The following is a 16,955-nucleotide window of genomic DNA, read 5'->3' as shown; positions in this document are numbered from 1 at the left end:
CAGTCTGAGGAACGAAAAAGAGACCGGGACTAAAATCCCGATCTTCTTACATTTGGTCTTTTGCTTCTTTTAATTTTCCATATAGAAGATATTCGACTTCTTGCAAATCTTCAATCCTCGCACAATTAAGGGCACACATGATCAAGCGTAGATCTTCCTTCCACCCTTCAACAATGGAAATAACGACATCAACAGAGTAATTCTCTACCAGCTCTAACATGGTGCGTGATAGACCAACTGCCTTTGCTCCAAACACCAAGCATTTGATGATATCTAGTGGATTGCGAACTCCTCCACTCACCAAAAGTTCCATCTTGTCTTTCCAGTCTTGGGTATTCAGAAGAGCCTGCATGGTCGATTGACCCCAGTCATTTAGGTAATCACGCTGTTCACCACGACGGTTTTCGATATAGGCAAAGCTCGTTCCCCCACGACCAGACAAATCAACGGTTCGTATTCCCATCTCATAAGCCTTAGCAATAGTCTTCACATCCATGCCAAAGCCAACTTCTTTTAAAACAAGAGGTACAGAGATTTGCTCAGCATAATCTGAAAGATTATGCTGCCATAATCTAAATTGACGTTCACCCTCTGGCATGAGCAATTCCTGCATGACATTAACATGAACTTGCAAAAGAAGGGGATTCATCTCTTTCACTGTTTGTAATCCTAGTTCTACAGGTTTGTCTAAGCCAATATTGGTTCCAATAAGGAGGTCAGGGTAACTAGTTTTGACTGAAAAAGAGACATCTGAAGGATCCTTAAGGGCAGCACTGTAAGAACCTGTTACAAATAAAATCCCACAGGCTTCAGCCACCTGAGCCAATTTTTGATTGATTTCTTTACCCTTTTCACTCCCACCTGTCATAGCATTGATATAAAAAGGAAAGTCCCATTTGCGCCCTGCAAATTCTGTCGAAAGATCAATTTCATCTAAGTCATATAAGGGTAGCGAAGAATGAATCAGTTCAACTTCATCAAAACTATTATAAGTACTTTTTTGTTCAAGGGCATAGCGGATGTGTTCATCCTTCCGATTTGTCGTCATGTCCTATCCTTTCTTGATACAAGAGCTCAATTCCTAAATCAGCCCAGCGTTTTTTCAGTAAATTGGTCGAATCTTGGTCAAAACTGAGAGCAATTCCACAGTCGCCACCACCAGCACCACTGCTCTTAGCAACAGCTTTCAAATCTCGGCTGGCATTTTTTAGTTGTCTGAGCGAAGGTGTGTAAATTTCTGAACTCAAGCCTTCTAAAAGTTGGCTGGCTTGTTCCAGCAAGTCAATAATGTTTTCTTCTTGACCTACCTCCAAAGCCTTTACCAAGTTAGCTACTGTTTCTTTTGAAGCCTGTAAAAAGCTAGAGTTCATATTATCCTTGATTTGCTTGACCATATGACTTGATACAGCCACTTCCTTGGTCCAACCAACCAGAAAATCAAATTTCAACGCTGGTTCAACACTCCTAATAGAAAAGCCCCAATCTTTCTTTAAGACTTTCTCTAAGGTCTCTTCATCTAACCAAGTAGCCACAGTTTGACGGTTAAATGACTGGTAGACAACCAAGTCCTCTGCGACGATACAGGCAATGTCCCCCATAGAACCATTGTCCCCTCGTTTGAGTAGAACAGCACTAGCTAGCTTAAACATGAGATTTCGGTCAACTGAGAAACCATAGAGAGCCAACATAGCTTTGATGACTAAGACTACGACACTCCCACTGGAACCCAGTCCAAACTTCTTGCCCTCACGCTCCATTTTCCCACGAATGTCTATGGAAAAAGCTTGCAATTGCTGGCCTTTAGCAGTGAGAAATTCTTCCATCAAAGTGATTGTATCCTGAATCAGACTATATGCAGGGTCAGGTGTCAAATCCACTGCATAATCAAACATATCTGAATAGAGACGATAGTTGGCAGCAACATCAATCTCAGCCGTCATGTAGATAGGGATTGCCTTAATCAGGGCTAATTGACCTGGCTCTAAGATAGCATATTCACCAGCCCAATAGAGTTTCCCGAATGTCTTAACAGCAATCATCTTGGCTCAAATCCTTTGTTTTCGATACGATTAGGCGATAACGCTGACCCAAGATTTCCGATAAATGGTCCAAATCCTTTTCTTGGCAGAGGACCTTGACGTTGGGACCAGCATCCATGGTAAAGTAACAAGCTTCTCCTTGCTCACGCAATTGGCGAACAAAGTCCATAGCCTCATAACTAGCATCTGTCAGATAAGAGAAGGATGGAGTTGCAGTCTGAGTCGTAGCGTGCATGGCAAGGGCATTCTTCTCCGTTAATTCCCCAACCTTTTTAAAGTCATTAGTCTTTAGATAGACTAGCATGTCCTTGTAATCTTGCTCAGACTGACGCACCCAGTCATCAAAGGTAGTTGAAGTCTCCACACAGAGTTTCATGCCATCTCGACTAGAGATTGGTTTTTTCTTGTCTTCCAAGACTAACATAATCATGGCTAATTTTAAGTCTGTTTCTACCGGGTAAATATCTCCACTATCCTTATCCCAAGCACCAAGTGGGCCATAAAAACTACGAGATGATGAACCCGAAGCAAATTTAGCTTCTTGGGCCAATTGTTTACGGTCTAACCCAAGTTTAAAATAAGCATTGCAGGCCTTGACCAAGGCTGATAAACCACTAGAACTCGATGACAAACCCGCTGCTGTTGGCATATTGTTCTTGGTATCGATACGAACAAAACCTGCTCCTTCAGGGCGGTAGCGATCAATGATTTTACTCATTTTGGCATGTTCAGCTTCATTTTGTAACTGACCATTGATGTAGAAGGCATCAGCTATCGCATCAATGGGTAGGGCTGACAGGGTGGTTTCAGTATACATATTTTCTAAAGTTAAAGAGATGCTACTAGTTGCTGGAACCATCTCCTTCTCTTTTTTCTTTCCCCAATACTTGATAATGGCAATATTGGCATAAGAACGCACTGTTACAGGCTCTCTATCCATGTCTGAACAGCTCCTTTCTCTTCTAATCTTTGTGCTAGTTCTTGTGCTTGCTCAAGATTGGCTGCCAAGGCTATAATGCAACCTCCTAGACCTCCACCACTCATTTTGGCACCTAGTGCACCATGATGGATAGCAGTTTCTACCAGGCTATCAGCCTCTTGAGAGCTAACACCGATCTCTTTTAGATTTTCATGGGCTTGGCTGAGAATTTCTCCCAGTTTTTCAGCATCTTTATGATTGATGGCATCTTCCGCTTCTTGGGTTAAATCTCCCAGAGTCTGTAAATAAGGAAGAGCATCTTTGCCTTTACTTTGAACTACCTGAATAGCCTCTCTCGTATGACCATAAACACCCGTATCTGCAATCACTAGATAAGTCGACAAGTCCATCTCAAGCTCTGTAAAGCCAAGATTCTTGATAAAACGAATAGGATGGTCACTGAGACAGGTCTTAGCATCCAAACCACTAGGATTCATATGGGCAATCATCTCCGCACGATTGACTAAAATCTCTAGAGTTTCTTGGGAGAGTTGCGCATCATAGTAATCAAAGACTGCACGAATAGCCGCAATACTGATGGCTGCTGATGAACCCATCCCCCGTTTTTCCGGGATAGCTGATTCAATTTGACACCGAATGCAAGCATCTTTAATCGTTAGATATTCTAAGGAGGCATAGACTGCCATTGATAGAGTATCCTCTTCAAAAAGGCGCCAAGGTGTCTCTGCAGGAAGCACGCGACAAGTGACCTCCACCTCTAAAAGAGGCAAAGATATGGCTGGATAGCCGTAAACAACTGCATGCTCTCCTATTAAAATAATTTTACTATGTGCCTTTCCGACACCTATTTTTTTTATCATTTAATCCTTCTGTTCGACGAAATATGTCTCATATCTTAGCAAAAATTATAGTTATATTCTATTCTATTTTATTATATTTTCATAAAAAAAGCGATTGTTTCCTTTCACAATCGCCTCTTTTCATTACTTGACCCATTCTCCATTATAGTTAAGAGAATATCCATCTACAGTTGTACTAACTGCCAAAGCACCTGAACTATAGGCATAGTACCATTTACCATTGACTTTGAACCAGCCAGTCTTCATATCGCCATTACTTGAATTGAGGTAGTACCAAGTTGAGCCGTCTTGAAGCCAGCCTGTAGCCATAGCTCCTGATGAACGGAGGTAATACCAATAGCCATTGATAGAAGCCCAACCTGTCTTCATATCACCGTTTTGAGCATCAAGATAATACCAAGTTGAGCCGTCTTGATACCAGCCAGTTGCCATAGCACCTGATGAACGGAGATAGTACCACTTGTTACCAAGATATTGCCAACCCGTTTGCATTGTAGCAGTTGTTGGATCTAGATAATACCATGGAGCAGCTTTTAGCTTATCTTCATCATATGTAAGAGGAAAATCCTTAACCCAACCACGTGCTAGCTCCCCAACAGTCAATCTGTTGATGCGAGAATCAAAGCCACCATCCTTCTGTAAATAATACCAGTGCCCCTCATCATGAACCCAACCAGTTTTTAAGGTGTGATAACTTCGTTTGTCTTCAAAATAATAAACTCGTTTCTCTGCTGGACTATCATATTGTTCCCCATGATGTTTGTTGGTATTTGTAGCAGTTTTTGCTTCTAAAACTTGCTTACCAACAAATTCTTGTAGTACCCCATCTTGACCAAAGTAAAACCAATCTGGTCTAAAAGCAACATCTTGCCTTATAGAAGAACCAATCGTAACCCCTTCGTGTGGAGCAGGTATATATTGCCAGCCGACAACCATCTCTCCAGATAAAGGATCAAAATAATAGTACTTACCATCAATCACTCGCCAGTAGGTTTCTTTGAGTTCCCCCTTCTTGTAGTAGGTTCTACCATTTTCTTGGACAAATTGCCAGCCTTCTGAATCAGTATCATCTGCAAATACTACACTTGTTGCTAGCAAAGCAAGGAAAAAGATTGCTAGAACAACTTGCATCATTTTTTTTAATACTTTCATTTTTATATCCTCCAAAATGATTATAGCAAAGATACTTGGTTGGGTCAATATATTGAATAGTGATTTACAAATTGCTTCATTTGGTCTAAAAAGATACTCAAAAAAAAGCAGTTACACAAGGTAACTGCTTTCTACTCCTGCATGGTATATCCTACACCACGCACCGTTTTAATATAACTCTTTTGACCTTTTACATCTATCTTGCTACGTAGATAGCGAATATAGACATCAACAATATTTGTCTCTGTAGCACTTTCGTACTTCCAGACACTTTCGAGCAACTGCTCTCGGGTCAAGACTTTCTTGCTTCCCATCAGCGTCGCTAAAAGATCATATTCACGACGAGTGAGAGCTATCATCTCATCTCCACGATAAACCGTGTGGTTGGCAACATCTATCCTCAAATTTCGATAGCTGGTTGGAACCTTCATTTGGTTACAATGTTGATCAATAAAATCTCTGCCACGGAAAATCGCTGAAATCCTCGCTACCAAATCTTCAATAATGATTGGTTTATAGATATAAGAAACTGCAAAACGTTGAATAACTTCAAGCTCTGCTTGTAAGTCTTCCCAATGGTCCAAAATCATAATCACAGAAGCTGGTTTGGTCTGACTCAACTTATCTACAAAATCTTGGGCTGTCATATCTCCTAGATTGACATTCAATAATATCAAATCATAATCATTTTGTTGAGCCAGAGAAAGGGCCTTTTTCCCCTCCTCTATCAAGTCAACTCGGTATTGCTCTTTCTGGAGTTCCAAACTTAAAAAATGAGCTAGACTTCTTTCTTTTTCAAGCAATAAAATCCGTTTCCCCATAGCTGACCTACTTATTTTTCATCGTACCAAGAATAGTGGAAGGTTCCTTCTTTGTCTTTACGTTGGTAAGTGTGGGCACCAAAGTAGTCACGTTGTGCTTGGATCAAGTTTGCTGGAAGATCCGCTGAACGGTAGCTATCGAAGTATGTAATGGCTGCTGAGAAGGTTGGGACTGGTACACCAGCTTGAACAGCAAGAGCTACGATATCACGAACAGATTGTTGGTACTTAGCTGTTACATCCAAGAAGTACTCATCCAAAAGAAGGTTAGCAAGGTCTGCATCACGGTTGTATGCATCAGTGATCTTTTGCAAGAAACGAGAACGGATGATACAGCCATCGCGCCAGATAGAAGCGATATCTGCAAATGGTAAGTTCCAGTTATTTTCTTTAGAAGCGACACGCAATTGAGCGAAACCTTGTGCGTATGAGATGATTTTTGAGAAGTAAAGGGCTTGGCGGATTTTTTCAATCAACTCAGCCTTGTCTCCTTCAAATTTGAAGGCAGCTGGTTTTGGAAGCACTTTGCTAGCGTGTACACGTTCTTCTTTATAAGTTGAAATGTAGCGCGCAAATACTGACTCAGTAATCAGTGACAATGGCACACCAAGGTCAAGAGCTGATTGGCTAGTCCATTTACCTGTTCCCTTGTTTCCTGCAGCATCCAAGATGTAGTCTACGATTGGACCATCTTGACCTTCGTCGTCTTTGCGTCCAAGGATATCCGCAGTGATTTCGATCAAGTAGCTGTCTAATTCGCCTTTGTTCCACTCAGTAAAGATTTCAGCCATATCTTGAGCCGAAAGGCCAAGCAAGTGTTGCATCAAGTCATAGCTTTCTGCAATCAACTGCATATCACCGTACTCGATACCATTGTGGACCATTTTCACATAGTGACCAGCTCCATCAGGACCGATGTAAGTCACACATGGTTTACCATCTTCTGGTGCTTTTGCAGAAATTTCTTCAAGAACATCTGCTACCAATTCATAAGCTTCTTTTTGTCCACCAGGCATGATAGAAGGACCTTCAAGGGCACCTTTTTCACCACCAGAAACACCTGTACCGATAAAGTTGATACCTGAGTTGGCCAACTCTTCATTACGACGGATAGTATCTTTGTAGAAAGTATTTCCTCCGTCAATCAAAATATCTCCTTTATCCAAGTGTGGAAGAAGGGCTTGGATAGTAGCGTCTGTACCAGGTCCTGCTTGAACCATAAGCATGATACGACGTGGTTTTTCGATTGAGTTTACGAAGCTTTCAATATCATAGCTTGGAACAAAGTTCTTTTCTGGATGGCAAGCAACAACATCTTCTGTTTTTTCTTTACTACGGTTATAAATGGCAACTGTATAGCCACGAGATTCAATATTTAGGGCAAGGTTACGACCCATAACGGCCATACCAACAACACCAAAATTAGCTTTTGTCATGTGACACTCCTCTTGTTTAATATCTTTTATTTTATCATGTTTACTAGTGAAAAGAAAGAATTTTGTAACGGCACAATTAGTAGTCTAAGTCATCCGCATGGCCAGAACCATTCCCAACAAAGTATCCTGTCTTACAGTTAAGAGTAAAGAGATAGGTTCCATCTGGTCTATAGAGGTTGTAATAGCCATTACCATTAACAATATTAACACGTTCTAAGATATATTGATTTCCAGTAATATAGCCACGAGCCCGTGAAGTAGCAAGAATTTGTTCAAGGACACCATCGTTAAACTCCCAAGCTGGATTACCACTATCACTGATAGCAGATTGATTAAATGGAACACGACTCACACTTCTTTGCAGATTAACTCCATCACTAGAAAGACCACTGTTGCCACTTGAGGAAACTTGACTTGAAGAAGTTGATGGACTGCTCTGCGTAGTTGGACTCGACTCAGTCTGACTAGCTGTAGTCGTTTGAGTAACAGTTGTTGTTTCAGTACTTGCTTGTTGGCTCTTACCAAGACTAATTGCCTTGTCTAGCAATTTATCAATTTCAGTATTACCTGTTTTGACTTCTTTAAATTGAGCATCGGCCTTAGCTTTAGCATTTGGATCAAAGACACCATCTGTAATAACTGGTGTTTCGAACTTAGCATTAACTTCCTCAATAGCCTTGATTTGAGTTTCTAGATTGTCATATTTTGATTTTACAAGAGTATACTCTCTTGCTCCTTCAAGTTTCCCTAAGAGGTCCTTCAGCTGACTCAATTGACTAAACTGGCTATTTTTCAGAGCAGTTTTATTTTCGTCTGTATAGAAAGTATCATAGAGAGCATTAAATTGGTCTAAGAGTGCTTGATTGCTTATTAACCCAGCATCAGATGACTGAGACTGTATTTCTTGTGAAGAGCGGTTGATTTGCTTATAAACATAGTAACCACCACCCAAAATCAATAGGAATAAAGAAGCAAGGAGGATCAAAATAAACCAGGTTTTTTTATTATGTGGTTCAGCATCTGCTTGAGTAGAACGAGACAGAGTTTCAAGTTCTTCTTCCACTTTCTCATCCTCAATGACTGGATCTTGAAGGGCTTCTACTACAGGCATCTGAATAGTTCCCTCAATATCATCAAAGGGGTGTTCCAACTCTTCTACTTCTTCAAAAAGTTCTTGGTTAGTTGGTTCAGTAGCTTCTGTTACTTCTTCTAGAGGTTCTCGATTAGTTGGTTCAGCAGATTCTGTACCTTCTTCTGCAAGTAACGTATTTTCTTGCTCTTCTGTTTCTCTAAGTTCCCTGATCAAATCATCCAGACTTTGAGTAACTTCTTCTTTTTTTGCTTGCAAGTTTTCAAACTTATCTGCTTCAATCTCGTCGCGGTGCTGTTTAATGTATTTGTCTAAAATATTATCTTCGGGTAATACCCCAGCCTCCACTTCTTCATTCTTACGAATGACTTGACCGACAGTTAAGTCTTTTACTTCATCAAAGTCAAATTGAGGTTCTTGGTTTCCTTTTTTATGACGCTTATGTCTTTTCTTGCTCATTTGCTTGCCTTTCTATTTTAACTCTTGACGTTTTACACGCTGACCAAAATATTGATACAAATCAACCTTCAAAGTTCCATTATAAAGTTTACGCTTTTTATCTGCCAGACTACCAAATTTGCTCTCAAAAGCTTCATCGCTCGTCAAAATGAACTTGCTCCATGTTTTCAGAGGTTCAAAAACCTGTCCCATTTCTCTGTAGAGTTTGGTTATTCCAACATCATCTGATAAGCGTTCACCATATGGGGGGTTAGAAATAATAACTCCATTCACCTTATCCGAACGTAAATCCTTAACCTGCATCTGTTTAAAGACGATATCGCCGCCAAGTCCTGCCGCTTGTGCATTTGCTTTAGCAATTTCTACCATGCGAGCATCAATATCTGTACCCATGATATCTAGTTTAAGGTCTCGATCAATTTTTTTGGCAGCTTCCGTACGAACTTCTTGAATCAAACGATCGCTGATCCAGTTCCATTCTTCAAATGCAAATGAACGGCGTAAACCAGGTGCCATTTTACGAGCTATCATTCCCGCCTCAATACAGAAAGTCCCAGACCCACAGGTCGGATCAATCAAGGGTTTGTCTGGATACCAGTTTGACAAGAGCAAAATAGCCGCCGCCATATTTTCTTTAATAGGAGCTCCACCCTTTTCCGTACGATAACCCCGTTTAAAAAGGCTAGAACCTGTCGTATCAATCAAAACAGTTGCTACATCCTTTAGAATGGATACCTCTATTTTGAACTCTGGCCCATTTTCCATTAGTGGAACACCTTCTGGACGAGCATAATGTTTTTGCAATTTCTTAACAACAGCTTTTTTTGAAATAGCCTGTACACTAGGCTCATTGTGAAGTTTTGATTTGACACATTTGGCCTTAGAAATAGGGAATCGGGCTCCTAGCGGAAGATAGTTTTCCCAATCTAGTGCAAAAACTCCTTGAAATAATTCTTCAAATGTTTTTGCAGGAAATGTACCGACTACAATTTTAATTCTATCTGCAGCTCTTAACCACAAATTTGTTTGAATGATAGCCTTAACATCTCCTTGAAAGCGAACTCGGCCATTTTCAACTTGACAGTCGTATCCAAGTTCACGTACTTCACGACCAACCACAGCTTCGAGACCTGCTGCTGCAGTCGCGATTAAATTAAATGTTTCTTTCATACTAGAGTCTTTATAGACCTTTCTCTTGTTAGCTTTAAAAAATGAGGTTGAGAAACAATTCTCAGCCCCAACCTATATGCAATTTTCTATAAGCCATGTTTTGTTCCAGAAGTGACTAGGATCACTTCCTTCGATAATCATCTGTCTACCACTACCTGCGAACAGATAGCCGTCAGAGTACTACGTTCGTTTCCGCGCACTCCATGCCCCGACCAAAATTTGGGTTGCTAGCTTGAGGGGTTTACCGCGTTCCACTCTCTCCGTTTCCAGAAAGACTCCGTCACTGTGGCACTTTCAGAGCTACTCAGACATATCCGAAAACTTAGTCTATTCACTCGCCGTAACGATCACTCGTCCCTAGGCTTATGGTTTCGCCTAGCACAAACACTACAGGCATCACAGCCTGTGCTAGCATGGACTTTCCTCATGGAAAATAAATTCTCCACGCGATTATCCAAAAATTGCACGATGGATAATTCTTACATTTCAGAATTATCCAAAATTTGTTTGCCAAAGACCTCTTTTTCAAGACGATTTAGACGTTTTAAAATATCAAAGTTAGTCATAGAAGTTGTACTTCCAAGCTCGGCAGGTTCAGAAGTTACAGATACAGGTGCTGCTTGAGGTTTTTTCGCCAATTCTTCTTTCAATTCTGCGGCTTCCAAGCGTAGTGATTTAACTAGTGCAGCATAAGTTTCATAATCCTTGATAACATCATCCAAGAACTCATCAACTTCAGCCTTACTATAACCTCGTACTTCTCTTCCGAATTCCTGTTCAAAAATATCCTTTGCTGTAAAAATAATACTTGCCATGTCTCTCTCCATTCTTGGTTACTACTATTATTATATAAAAAAAGGCAAGTAAAAAGCAAGGTCAAAGGCTCATTTTTCAGAAAAATTTTCCGCTATTTCATTCAATTCCTCAAATGTTAATTTTTTTGTAACATAGCCGTCTCTCTTTTTAATCATTTCGTAAAAATACTTGAGCTGTGTTTCATTTTCTTCATCATAAAAAATATAAGAACCATCTGTGTTTTCAAGTAGAAACAATTGATAGTCTCGTAGTTGACCCTTATGCTCATAATTAGGATATGCATATTTAACAAAATCTACCTGTTTAAATGCAGTAAGTTTGATCTGATTAGCCTCATTCCAATTTGTGCCATGTGTTTCAAAATCAAAGATAGTTGCGAGCTGAAATCCATAATCTTCCTTAATTTCCTTAGTTACTTCTAAGACCCAATATTCAAAACCTAGACTTCCAGTAAAAATCAGCCATTTTAGACCTTCCTCAGCAAGTTTTTCTAAATCTTTTCGTATAGCTTTTTTGATTATTTTTAATCGAATATCCTTGTCATTAAATATTCCTAAATCGAAGGCAGAATAGCCTAAAACCAAGGCTGTATGCATTTTTTTATCCTTTCTCTACACTTTTATGATATAATTGAGTGATGTTATTGTACCAATAAGGAGAACTATGGTCAACTATCCACATAAGCTTTCATCTAAAAAACTTCCCCAGAAACCTAAAACTAAAAATTTCGCAAATCGGGGAATGTCCTTTGAAAAGATGATTAACGCTACGAACGACTATTATTTAGCCCATGGAATGGCGGTTATACATAAAAAACCAACCCCAATCCAGATTGTTCGAGTTGACTACCCACAAAGGAGTCGGGCTAAGATTGTTGAAGCTTACTTTAGGCAAGCATCTACAACTGACTATTCTGGAGTTTATAAAGGTTTTTACATCGACTTTGAAGCTAAGGAAACTCGGCAAAAAACAGCTCTTCCGATGAAGAACTTTCACTCTCACCAGATCCAACACATGGAACAAGTCCTTGAGCAAAAGGGTATTTGCTTTGTACTACTTCATTTTTCTTCTTATCAAGAAACGTATTTATTACCGGCCATTGATCTCATCCGTTTTTACCAACAGGATATGGGGAAAAAATCGATGCCGCTTGATTATATCCGAGAGTATGGTTATGTGATTGAACAAAATGCCTTTCCACAAATTCCCTATCTCGATATCGTCAAACAACATTTACTAGGTGGTAAAACAATATGAATAAACAACTTATCTGGCGTATTGCCAAATATCTAGGTATCGCTTTCTTATCAGCCTTCATCGTGTCGATACTGATTGGTGGGAGTGTTTTCTTCTACTATGTATCTAAGGCTCCAGAACTTTCCGAAAGTAAACTAGTCGCAACGACTTCAAGTAAAATTTATGATAGTAAAAATGAATTAATCGCAGATTTGGGAGCAGAGCGTCGCGAAAATATTCAAAGTAACGAAATTCCAATTGAACTCGTTAATGCAATCGTATCTATTGAAGACCATCGTTTTTTCAATCATAGAGGAATTGATAGCATTCGAATCCTGGGTGCTTTCTTACGGAATCTTCGTAGCAATGGTCTGCAAGGTGGTTCAACTTTAACCCAACAATTAATTAAATTGACCTACTTTTCAACATCAACTGCTGACCAAACAATTGCACGTAAGGCACAAGAGGCATGGTTGGCTCTTCAATTGGAAAGAACTGCTACTAAACAAGAAATCTTAACTTATTACATCAACAAAGTTTACATGTCAAATGGTAACTATGGTATGCAGACAGCTGCTAAAAATTACTATGGTAAAGATTTAAAGGATTTATCTATTCCGCAACTAGCTCTCCTTGCTGGAATGCCTCAGGCACCAAACCAATACGATCCATACTCTCATCCAGAGGAAGCTGAATCACGTCGTAATCTTGTCTTATCAGAGATGCAAAAACAGGGCTATTTGACAGCTGAGCAATATGAAACTGCCATAAATACTCCAATTACTGATGGTTTACAAAGCCTTAAAGCAAGTAATACTTACCCCCCATACTTGGATAACTATCTTAAAGAGGTGATTGACCAAGTCGAACAAGAAACCGGCTACAATCTTCTGACAACTGGAATGGAAGTCTATACAAACGTAGATCAAGATGTTCAAAAACGCCTTTGGGATGTATACAATACTGATGAATACGTAGACTACCCAGATGCTGACCTACAAGCAGCTTCTACCATCGTAGATGTATCTAACGGCAAAGTCATTGCCCAACTTGGCTCTCGTCATCAATCGAGTAATGTATCCTTTGGAATCAACCAAGCTGTTGAGACAAACCGCGACTGGGGTTCTACCATGAAACCAATCACGGACTACGCTCCCGCACTAGAGTATGATATCTATGATTCAACTGCTTATATGCTTAAAGATGTTCCCTACAACTATCCTGGCACTAACACTCCTGTTTACAACTGGGATAGAGGCTATTTTGGGAACATCACCCTACAAACAGCTATCCAACAATCACGGAACGTACCAGCAGTTGAAACTCTTGACAAAGTTGGATTAGATAAAGCAAAATCTTTCTTAAGCGGTCTTGGAATCGATTATCCAACGCTGGTCTATGCTAATGCTATTTCAAGTAATACAACTGAATCAAATAGAAAATACGGTGCAAGCAGCGAAAAAATGGCTGCTGCCTACGCTGCCTTTGCTAATGGTGGTATTTACCACAAACCAATGTATATTAACAAAATCATTTTCAGCGATGGAAGTTCTAAAGAATTCTCCAATCCTGGTACCCGTGCAATGAAGGAAACAACTGCCTACATGATGACAGAAATGATGAAAACTGTACTTACAAGTGGTACAGGACGTGGAGCCTATATGTCTTGGTTACCACAAGCAGGGAAAACTGGTACATCAAACTACACGGATGAGGAGATTGAAAATTATATTAAAACGAGTCAATTAGTCGCTCCAGATGAATTGTTTGTTGGATATACCCGTAAGTATTCAATGGCTGTTTGGACAGGATACTCTAATCGCCTTACTCCAGTTATAGGGGATGGATTTAGAGTAGCAGCCAATATTTACCGCTCAATGATGGAATATCTCTCTGAAGATGACCATCCGGGAGATTGGACGATGCCTGAGGGACTTTACCGAAGAGGGGAGTATGTCTTTAAAAACGGTGCTCGTAGTAACTGGGTTACCCAAACAACGCAAACGACAACTACCACAGAAACTTCAAGTACTACATCTGAAAATACGACTTCTCTCCCTGAGATTACTAATCCTTCCACAGGTCAGAATCCTACTAATCCTAACCTAAACCAAAATCCTCAACAGAATCCTGCTCCTCAAGGACAACAATAATGATAAAAGACCTAAGAATGAATTCTTAGGTCTTTCCTTTTACAGAAAAACAGTGGAGTTAGATAACCAACTCCACCATTTATTATTTCACATGTTTAGCAAGATCTTCTTGCGCTTTTTTATTAGATTCTTCTTTTTCTTTAGTCCATTTTTCTTGAGCTTTTTGATATTCTTCAGCTGTCACTGGCTTATCTTGAAGATCTAAATATTTGTACAAGAGGGCTTCACTCGTACCTTTATTACCTGAGTAGGCAAATGGAAGAGTAAATGGAACCATCTTAGACAACATTGGACGGCCTGTTTGAGATGTTGTTGGAATCAATAAGGCGCTATCTGTTAACCAAGCTTGAGCAGCCGCATAAGTCTCGTAACGTTTACTGATATCTGAAGTTTCATTTCCAGCTTCAACTACCATTTTCTCGTAGTCTTCCAAACCAACTTGCTTAGCTGCAGCGTTGTTTGTTCCTGAATCAAATCCTAGGTAAGTTTTTGTATTTTCACCTACAGATGGTTTGATGATATCAAGGTAAGTCGATGGGTCAGCAAAGTCAGGTGACCAACCTACGTTATCTGAAAGATCCCAGTCTTCTCCCGCAGCTGTTTCCGCAAAGTAGGTGATATTAAGAACTTCATCTTTTTGAAGTTGTTGAATATCAACGACAACATTTTCTGCTCCCAAAGTAGCTTCAAGCGATTGTTTCAAAGATTGAACACGTTGAACTTTGGTTGTATTCGTTTGGTCTACAGGCATATCCAAATGGATTGGGAATTGAACACCTTCTGCTTGAAGTGCTTCTTTCGCTTTAGCTAACTCAGCTTTAGCCTTTTCTGGATTGTACAAGCCATCTTGAGCATCATTTAGGTTAACATCTTTCCACTCATCTCCATAAGTTACCAATTTATCTTTAACTAAATCACCAAAGTTTTTACCATCTGCTTGAACAAAAGCTGGTGGCACAAACAAGTTACGAAGAAGTTTTGTAGCTCCGCTTTGACCATTAACTTGCGAAGCATAAGCTGTTCTGTCAAAACCAAAGGCGATTGCTTGACGGAAATCTTTGTTAAGAAGTGCTTTCTTAGTAGATGTCTTTTGTTCATCAGTAGTCTTAGAAGTATATTTATAAGACTGGCGATCAATGTTAGTACCAACTAGGAAAGTTGCAGAGTCTTGTTGAGTATAGACGATATTATCTTTGAACTCTTTTTCTAGTTCTGGATAACTTGCACTTGTTGGGAAGAGACGAGCCATTGTAAAGCTACCATCTTTGAAGTTCTCCGCTGGTTTATTAGTGTCTTGTCCATCCCAAAAAGCTAATTTAACCTTATCAATATGAACATTTTCCTTATCCCAGTAGTTTGGATTCTTTTCAAATTCTACAGAAGACTTCGTTACAAGAGATTTAAGTAGGTATGGACCATTATAAAGGATACTACTTGGATCTGTTGCCTTACCAAAATCCTCACCCTTAGAATTAAGAAATTCTTCATTAACTGGTGCAAGGACTCCCATAGTTGTCTTAGAATTCCAGAAGCTTTCTGGTTTGTTCAAGGTATATTGAATTGTGTAGTCGTCGATTGCCTTGATACCAACTTCAGCAAAGTCTTTTATTTCACCTTTAACATAGGCATCTAGCCCCTTGATAGATTCTTGTACAAGATAAAGGCCATCTGATTTTTGATCAGCCGCATATTTAAGGCCTGTTACAAAATCTTTAGCTTTAACATCTGCATACTCTTCACCTTCAGCTGTATACCATTTTGCATCCTTACGGATTGTATATGTATAAGTCAATCCATCCTGAGAGACAGACCAATCTTCTGCCATAGATGGAACTAGGTTACCATAACGGTCATTTTCTAACAAACCATCAACCACATTGTTAGTGATATTGGTAACTGCTGCCTTACCAGTAGTCAAATAATTAAGGCTGTCAGGATCTGTTTCGTACATGTAAGAGAATACTTTTTCTCCTTTAGCACTAGAACCTGAACTAGAGCAAGCAGCTAATACACCTGATGCTAACAAAGTAACACCTGCTAAAGCAACAACTTTAGAAATCTTCATAAAATCTCCTTAATTTTTCTATTTTATAGCTTATTATTATAGACAATTTTATGGTCCCTGTCAATAAAATTGTCTGAATTTTTTTAAAAATAAAACTTTTTTTAAAATTTACTTTTTAATTCAAAAATCATTAATAATTCTAAACTCAAAATATATTATTAGCAGTTGTCAAAGTAAAGCTTTATGATATAATGAAAGAAGAAATTTGAAAGGAAATACCATGTCAAAAGAAGTTATTGTTGAAAGTTTTGAACTCGATCACACCATTGTTAAAGCCCCTTATGTCCGCTTAATTGGAGAAGAAACAGGTCCTAAAGGAGATATTATCTCTAATTTTGATATTCGCTTGGTTCAACCAAATAAGGATTCAATTCCAACTAGTGGACTTCATACTATTGAGCATCTTCTAGCTAAACTGATTCGTACTCGCATCGATGGTATGATAGATTGTTCACCATTTGGTTGTCGTACAGGGTTCCATATGATTATGTGGGGACGTCATTCTAGCGCTGAAATCGCAGCTGTCATCAAGGATTCACTGAAGGAAATCGCTGAAACAACAACTTGGGAAGATGTCCCAGGAACAACCATTGAATCTTGTGGTAACTACAAGGATCACAGCCTCTTTTCTGCTAAAGAATGGGCAAAATTGATTCTCCAACAAGGAATCTCAGACGATGCCTTTGAACGTCATGTCATCTAATAATAAAAAAAGGAA

At 39.4% G+C, this 16,955-nt stretch carries 15 protein-coding genes and 1 other RNA gene; 3 read left to right on the top strand and 13 right to left on the bottom strand.

The genetic code is table 11. The features are described from left to right. Positions 1 to 46 precede the first annotated feature (46 nt). The 12 genes from fni to QM941_RS00600 all read right to left on the bottom strand — a co-directional run bounded on the left by fni (position 47) and on the right by QM941_RS00600 (position 11,379). The gene (gene fni, locus QM941_RS00655; RefSeq protein WP_414337697.1) at positions 47 to 1,048 is read right to left on the bottom strand and encodes a type 2 isopentenyl-diphosphate Delta-isomerase; all 1,002 of its coding nucleotides are present in this window, start codon (positions 1,046 to 1,048) and stop codon (positions 47 to 49) included. Continuing rightward, positions 1,026 to 2,039: a phosphomevalonate kinase gene (locus QM941_RS00650; RefSeq protein ID WP_414337695.1), complete on the bottom strand. Its 1,014-nt coding sequence runs from the start codon at positions 2,037 to 2,039 to the stop codon at positions 1,026 to 1,028. Before QM941_RS00650 ends, fni begins: the two co-directional genes overlap by 23 nt. Continuing rightward, the gene (gene mvaD, locus QM941_RS00645; RefSeq protein ID WP_414337692.1) at positions 2,026 to 2,979 is read right to left on the bottom strand and encodes a diphosphomevalonate decarboxylase; all 954 of its coding nucleotides are present in this window, start codon (positions 2,977 to 2,979) and stop codon (positions 2,026 to 2,028) included. The genes QM941_RS00650 and mvaD overlap by 14 nt, the downstream gene beginning before the upstream one ends. Further along, positions 2,961 to 3,839 (bottom strand): mevalonate kinase, encoded by an 879-nt coding sequence (gene mvk, locus QM941_RS00640; protein ID WP_414337690.1) that lies wholly within the window; start codon positions 3,837 to 3,839, stop codon positions 2,961 to 2,963. The genes mvaD and mvk overlap by 19 nt, the downstream gene beginning before the upstream one ends. A gap of 123 nt (positions 3,840 to 3,962) precedes the next feature. Then, on the bottom strand, positions 3,963 to 4,991 hold the full coding sequence (gene cbpF / locus QM941_RS00635) for a choline-binding protein CbpF (RefSeq protein ID WP_414337688.1): 1,029 nt from the start codon (positions 4,989 to 4,991) through the stop codon (positions 3,963 to 3,965). Positions 4,992 to 5,122: 131 nt separating this feature from the next. Beyond that, complete coding sequence (locus QM941_RS00630; RefSeq protein WP_414337686.1) at positions 5,123 to 5,812, bottom strand: response regulator transcription factor; 690 nt, start codon at positions 5,810 to 5,812, stop codon at positions 5,123 to 5,125. A gap of 11 nt (positions 5,813 to 5,823) precedes the next feature. Further along, complete coding sequence (gndA, locus tag QM941_RS00625; protein ID WP_006151777.1) at positions 5,824 to 7,248, bottom strand: NADP-dependent phosphogluconate dehydrogenase; 1,425 nt, start codon at positions 7,246 to 7,248, stop codon at positions 5,824 to 5,826. A 76-nt stretch (positions 7,249 to 7,324) separates the two neighbouring features. Beyond that, the gene (gene mapZ, locus QM941_RS00620; protein ID WP_414337682.1) at positions 7,325 to 8,797 is read right to left on the bottom strand and encodes a cell division site-positioning protein MapZ; all 1,473 of its coding nucleotides are present in this window, start codon (positions 8,795 to 8,797) and stop codon (positions 7,325 to 7,327) included. A gap of 12 nt (positions 8,798 to 8,809) precedes the next feature. Then, positions 8,810 to 9,967, bottom strand: a complete 1,158-nt coding sequence (locus QM941_RS00615) for a THUMP domain-containing class I SAM-dependent RNA methyltransferase (protein ID WP_414337679.1) — start codon at positions 9,965 to 9,967, stop codon at positions 8,810 to 8,812. 84 nt (positions 9,968 to 10,051) lie between these two features. Next, an RNA gene (gene rnpB, locus QM941_RS00610) (RNase P RNA component class B) lies at positions 10,052 to 10,429 on the bottom strand. Between the two features lie 17 nt (positions 10,430 to 10,446). Then, on the bottom strand, positions 10,447 to 10,782 hold the full coding sequence (gpsB, locus tag QM941_RS00605) for a cell division regulator GpsB (RefSeq protein ID WP_414337676.1): 336 nt from the start codon (positions 10,780 to 10,782) through the stop codon (positions 10,447 to 10,449). Between the two features lie 69 nt (positions 10,783 to 10,851). Beyond that, positions 10,852 to 11,379, bottom strand: coding sequence for a DUF1273 domain-containing protein (locus QM941_RS00600; protein ID WP_414337673.1), 528 nt, complete (start codon positions 11,377 to 11,379; stop codon positions 10,852 to 10,854). A 67-nt stretch (positions 11,380 to 11,446) separates the two neighbouring features. On the opposite strand from QM941_RS00600, the gene recU reads away from it, so the two are divergent. After that, a complete protein-coding gene (recU, locus tag QM941_RS00595; RefSeq protein ID WP_414337670.1) occupies positions 11,447 to 12,040 on the top strand; it encodes a Holliday junction resolvase RecU in 594 nt (197 codons plus the stop codon). Beyond that, positions 12,037 to 14,172 carry a penicillin-binding protein PBP1A gene (gene pbp1a / locus QM941_RS00590; protein ID WP_414337667.1) on the top strand — a complete coding sequence of 712 codons (2,136 nt, stop codon included), beginning with the start codon at positions 12,037 to 12,039 and terminating at the stop codon, positions 14,170 to 14,172. The genes recU and pbp1a overlap by 4 nt, the downstream gene beginning before the upstream one ends. An 82-nt stretch (positions 14,173 to 14,254) precedes the next feature. Here the strand turns inward: pbp1a and QM941_RS00585 are convergent, their stop codons facing one another. Beyond that, a complete protein-coding gene (locus tag QM941_RS00585; RefSeq protein WP_414337665.1) occupies positions 14,255 to 16,237 on the bottom strand; it encodes a peptide ABC transporter substrate-binding protein in 1,983 nt (660 codons plus the stop codon). Between the two features lie 220 nt (positions 16,238 to 16,457). On the opposite strand from QM941_RS00585, the gene QM941_RS00580 reads away from it, so the two are divergent. Beyond that, positions 16,458 to 16,940 carry an S-ribosylhomocysteine lyase gene (locus tag QM941_RS00580; protein ID WP_414337662.1) on the top strand — a complete coding sequence of 161 codons (483 nt, stop codon included), beginning with the start codon at positions 16,458 to 16,460 and terminating at the stop codon, positions 16,938 to 16,940. Positions 16,941 to 16,955: the final 15 nt, after the last annotated feature.

It is taken from the genome of Streptococcus timonensis, from assembly GCF_047460355.1.
Taxonomy (GTDB): Bacteria; Bacillota; Bacilli; order Lactobacillales; family Streptococcaceae; genus Streptococcus; species Streptococcus timonensis_A.
This window is presented reverse-complemented; position numbering and strand designations above follow the sequence as displayed.

Bases quoted from the DNA above. Each gene is read 5' to 3' on its own strand.
- fni (WP_414337697.1), bottom strand. From the start codon at position 1,048: ATGACGACAAATCGGAAGGATGAACACATCCGCTATGCCCTTGAACAA.
- QM941_RS00650 (WP_414337695.1), bottom strand. From the start codon at position 2,039: ATGATTGCTGTTAAGACATTCGGGAAACTCTATTGGGCTGGTGAATAT.
- mvaD (WP_414337692.1), bottom strand. From the start codon at position 2,979: ATGGATAGAGAGCCTGTAACAGTGCGTTCTTATGCCAATATTGCCATT.
- mvk (WP_414337690.1), bottom strand. From the start codon at position 3,839: ATGATAAAAAAAATAGGTGTCGGAAAGGCACATAGTAAAATTATTTTA.
- cbpF (WP_414337688.1), bottom strand. From the start codon at position 4,991: ATGAAAGTATTAAAAAAAATGATGCAAGTTGTTCTAGCAATCTTTTTC.
- QM941_RS00630 (WP_414337686.1), bottom strand. From the start codon at position 5,812: ATGGGGAAACGGATTTTATTGCTTGAAAAAGAAAGAAGTCTAGCTCAT.
- gndA (WP_006151777.1), bottom strand. From the start codon at position 7,248: ATGACAAAAGCTAATTTTGGTGTTGTTGGTATGGCCGTTATGGGTCGT.
- mapZ (WP_414337682.1), bottom strand. From the start codon at position 8,797: ATGAGCAAGAAAAGACATAAGCGTCATAAAAAAGGAAACCAAGAACCT.
- QM941_RS00615 (WP_414337679.1), bottom strand. From the start codon at position 9,967: ATGAAAGAAACATTTAATTTAATCGCGACTGCAGCAGCAGGTCTCGAA.
- gpsB (WP_414337676.1), bottom strand. From the start codon at position 10,782: ATGGCAAGTATTATTTTTACAGCAAAGGATATTTTTGAACAGGAATTC.
- QM941_RS00600 (WP_414337673.1), bottom strand. From the start codon at position 11,379: ATGCATACAGCCTTGGTTTTAGGCTATTCTGCCTTCGATTTAGGAATA.
- recU (WP_414337670.1), top strand. From the start codon at position 11,447: ATGGTCAACTATCCACATAAGCTTTCATCTAAAAAACTTCCCCAGAAA.
- pbp1a (WP_414337667.1), top strand. From the start codon at position 12,037: ATGAATAAACAACTTATCTGGCGTATTGCCAAATATCTAGGTATCGCT.
- QM941_RS00585 (WP_414337665.1), bottom strand. From the start codon at position 16,237: ATGAAGATTTCTAAAGTTGTTGCTTTAGCAGGTGTTACTTTGTTAGCA.
- QM941_RS00580 (WP_414337662.1), top strand. From the start codon at position 16,458: ATGTCAAAAGAAGTTATTGTTGAAAGTTTTGAACTCGATCACACCATT.